The following is a 3,046-nucleotide window of genomic DNA, read 5'->3' as shown; positions in this document are numbered from 1 at the left end:
CAATCACGAATGCGTCGCAGGGCAGGGTGGCGACAAGTGCCGCCGTTCAAACACCCGTGAACGCCTGATGCAAGACGCGGCCTCTCCCGCACCGATCGAAAGCGCGCTGTTGAACGAAGCGGCCGGCGAAGCGATCCGCCACGGCTATTTCACACGGGCGGGCGGCGTTTCGGAAGGGCTCTATCGCGGCCTGAATGTCGGGCTTGGCTCGAACGACGACCGCGCAAAGGTGATGGAGAACCGCCGTCGCGTTGCCGCCTGGTTCAGCCAGCCCTTGGAAAGGCTCGCGACAGTCCACCAGGTTCATTCGCCAGACGCGGTCACCGTCGACAGCAGCTATGACGGCACGCGCCCCGAAGCCGATGCGCTGGTCACGGCAACGCCTGGCATCGTCCTCGGCGTTCTTGCTGCCGACTGCGGCCCGATCCTGTTCGCCGACCCGGAATACCGGGTGATCGGGGCCGCACATGCCGGATGGAAAGGCGCACTGACCGGCGTCCTGGAAAACACCGTTGCAGCGATGGAAAGACTTGGAGCGAAGCGCCGGACCATCATCGCCTGCCTCGGCCCCTCGATCAGCCAGACAAGCTATGAGGTCGGCCCGGAATTCGTCGAGCGCTTCGTCACACAGGATTCGTCTTACGAGCGCTATTTCATTCCTTCGAAGACGTCGGGCCATGCGATGTTCGACCTTCCGGCGCTGACCATCGACCGTCTGTTGAAGGCGGGTGTGCTTGCCGAAAGCCTTGGCATTTGCACCTATCCGGACAGCGAGCGCTTTTTCTCGTACCGGCGCACTACACATAATAAGGAGCCGGACTACGGCCGCCAGATTTCAGCGATCAGCATCAGGGAGATTTGACCGAATGGCACTGCATTTCGAAAAAGCCGAATTCGCAAGCCGCCTCACGCGCCTTACCGACCAGATGCGCGCGGAAAAGCTCGATGCCGTCCTGCTCTTCGCGCAGGAAAGCATGTACTGGCTGACGGGCTACGACACCTTCGGCTACTGCTTCTTCCAGACGCTGGTGGTCAAGGCCGATGGCACGATGTCGCTGATTACCCGCTCTGCGGACCTTCGTCAGGCCAAGCACACGTCGATCCTCGAAGACATCCACATCTGGGTCGACCGCGTCAATGCCGACCCGACGCTCGACCTCAGGAACCTGCTGGTCGATATGGACCTGCTGGGCGCGCGGATCGGCGTCGAATATGACACCCACGGCATGACCGGGCGAATTGCCCGCCTGCTTGACGCCCAGCTTTCCACCTTCGGCCAGATCGTCGATGCCTCCTATCTCGTCAGCCGCTTGCGCCTCGTGAAAAGCCCAGCGGAGGTGGTCTATGTCGAGCGTGCCGCAGCCCTTGCAGACGATGCTCTGGATGCCGCAATCAGGCTGACCAAGTCCGGTGCCGACGAGGCGGACATCCTCGCCGCCATGCAGGGTGCGGTCTTTTCCGGTGGCGGAGACTACCCCGCCAACGAATACATCATCGGTTCCGGCACGGACGCCCTGCTCTGCCGCTACAAGGCCGGCCGCCGCAAGCTCGATGCAAACGACCAGCTTACGCTCGAATGGGCGGGCACCTATGCCCACTATCACGCCGCCATGATGCGCACGATCGTCGTCGGCGAGCCGACGCACCGCCACCGCGAACTCTATAACGCCTGCCTGGAAAACCTGCAGGCGATCGAAACCGTGCTGAAACCGGGGCACACCTTCGGCGACGTCTTCGACATGCATGCGAAGATCATGGACGAGCGCGGGCTTGCCCGGCATCGGCTGAACGCCTGCGGCTATTCCCTCGGCGCCCGCTTCTCGCCGTCCTGGATGGAACATCAGATGTTCCATGTCGGGAATCCGCAGCCGATCGAGCCGAACATGTCGCTCTTCGTGCACATGATCATCGCCGATTCCGACACCGGAACGGCCATGACGCTTGGCCAAACCTACCTGACGACGACGGATGCGCCGCGGACGCTTTCCCGCCACTCGCTCGATTTCATCGGCGCATGACGGGCAATCACCGGCAAGAATCCGGAATTGACAGCGGGCAGCCCCCGCCCCCATAAATCAGGCGGGCTGATGCGAATGAGGGAAGGACGACGACAGCGATGACGCGAGCTCAGACTGCGCCGATGCTCCTTGCCTGCCTGGCCGCGCTTTCCGCTTGCAACACCACCGATGCACTGACACCGCAAGTCGATATTGGCGACTCATCGTTTGGCCGCTCCTCACCGGTGACCCAGCGCGAAGTCGAGCGCATGGCAGGCTCAGAGCCTCCGCGGGCCTTTGCTGGCGAATCCAGGCAGGCCGGCTATCAACCGGCATACAACAATCAGAGTTACAGATCCGGCCCTGGCGCGCCGCCGACGACAATGCAGGAGCAGGCCGACGCGCTTGCCCGGCGCGGACCCTCGCCCGCAGCTTCGCAGCCTGTCGAAGGCCGGACGCTTGCCGAACCGGTTTCCAATGCGCAGGCGGAAGAAGAAGACATGGGCAATCTGGCCCCTGCCCGCCAGCAAAAACGGGTCGCAGCCATCGATCCTGCCGCCTCGTCCGCAATCGGCGGCAACACCGTTCGCTTCCTGCCGATTATCGGTGCTCCCGTCCAAGCGGTGACGCCGCTTTCCCGCCAGCTTGGAGCCGAGGCGCGCTCGTACGGTCTCTCGATCAAGAGTTCGAACGACACCAGCAGCGACTATATCCTGAAGGGTTACCTCTCGGCCTTTACCGACGAAGGCAACGTGACAGTCGTTTACGTCTGGGATATCCTCGACGGCAGCGGGGCCCGCCTGCACCGCATCCAGGGACAGGAAAAGGTGCCCTCCGCGGCACAGGATCCCTGGGTCGGGGTTCCTGCCTCCGTCATGCAGCAGATCGGCACGAAAACGATCACCGAGTTCAATTCCTGGCGGCAGACGCGCGACGGTTAGCAACAGGCTTTTTACAAATATCAAAGCCTGTGGCGCCTTTGCGCTTGCATTCGGAAGCAAGCTGGCTAAAAAGCGCGGCTATCGGCAGACAACAGGCGGGCCACAAGG

At 62.5% G+C, this 3,046-nt stretch carries 3 protein-coding genes; all 3 read left to right on the top strand.

Features of this window, described 5'->3' with window-relative positions; genetic code table 11:
* Positions 1 to 67: 67 nt before the first annotated feature.
* The 3 genes from pgeF (at position 68) to C9413_RS30320 (ending at position 2,938) form a co-directional block, all read left to right on the top strand.
* Entirely contained in the window at positions 68 to 862 is a 795-nt protein-coding gene (pgeF, locus tag C9413_RS30330) for a peptidoglycan editing factor PgeF (RefSeq protein WP_039845470.1), read from the top strand.
* Positions 863 to 866: 4 nt separating this feature from the next.
* The gene (locus C9413_RS30325) at positions 867 to 2,018 is read left to right on the top strand and encodes a Xaa-Pro peptidase family protein (protein WP_039845471.1); all 1,152 of its coding nucleotides are present in this window, start codon (positions 867 to 869) and stop codon (positions 2,016 to 2,018) included.
* 98 nt (positions 2,019 to 2,116) lie between these two features.
* Positions 2,117 to 2,938, top strand: a complete 822-nt coding sequence (locus tag C9413_RS30320; RefSeq protein ID WP_039845472.1) for a hypothetical protein — start codon at positions 2,117 to 2,119, stop codon at positions 2,936 to 2,938.
* The last annotated feature ends 108 nt before the right edge of the window (positions 2,939 to 3,046 follow it).

It is taken from the genome of Rhizobium sp. SEMIA 4085 (genome assembly GCF_013004495.1).
Lineage (GTDB): Bacteria > Pseudomonadota > Alphaproteobacteria > Rhizobiales > Rhizobiaceae > Rhizobium > Rhizobium gallicum.
This window is presented reverse-complemented; position numbering and strand designations above follow the sequence as displayed.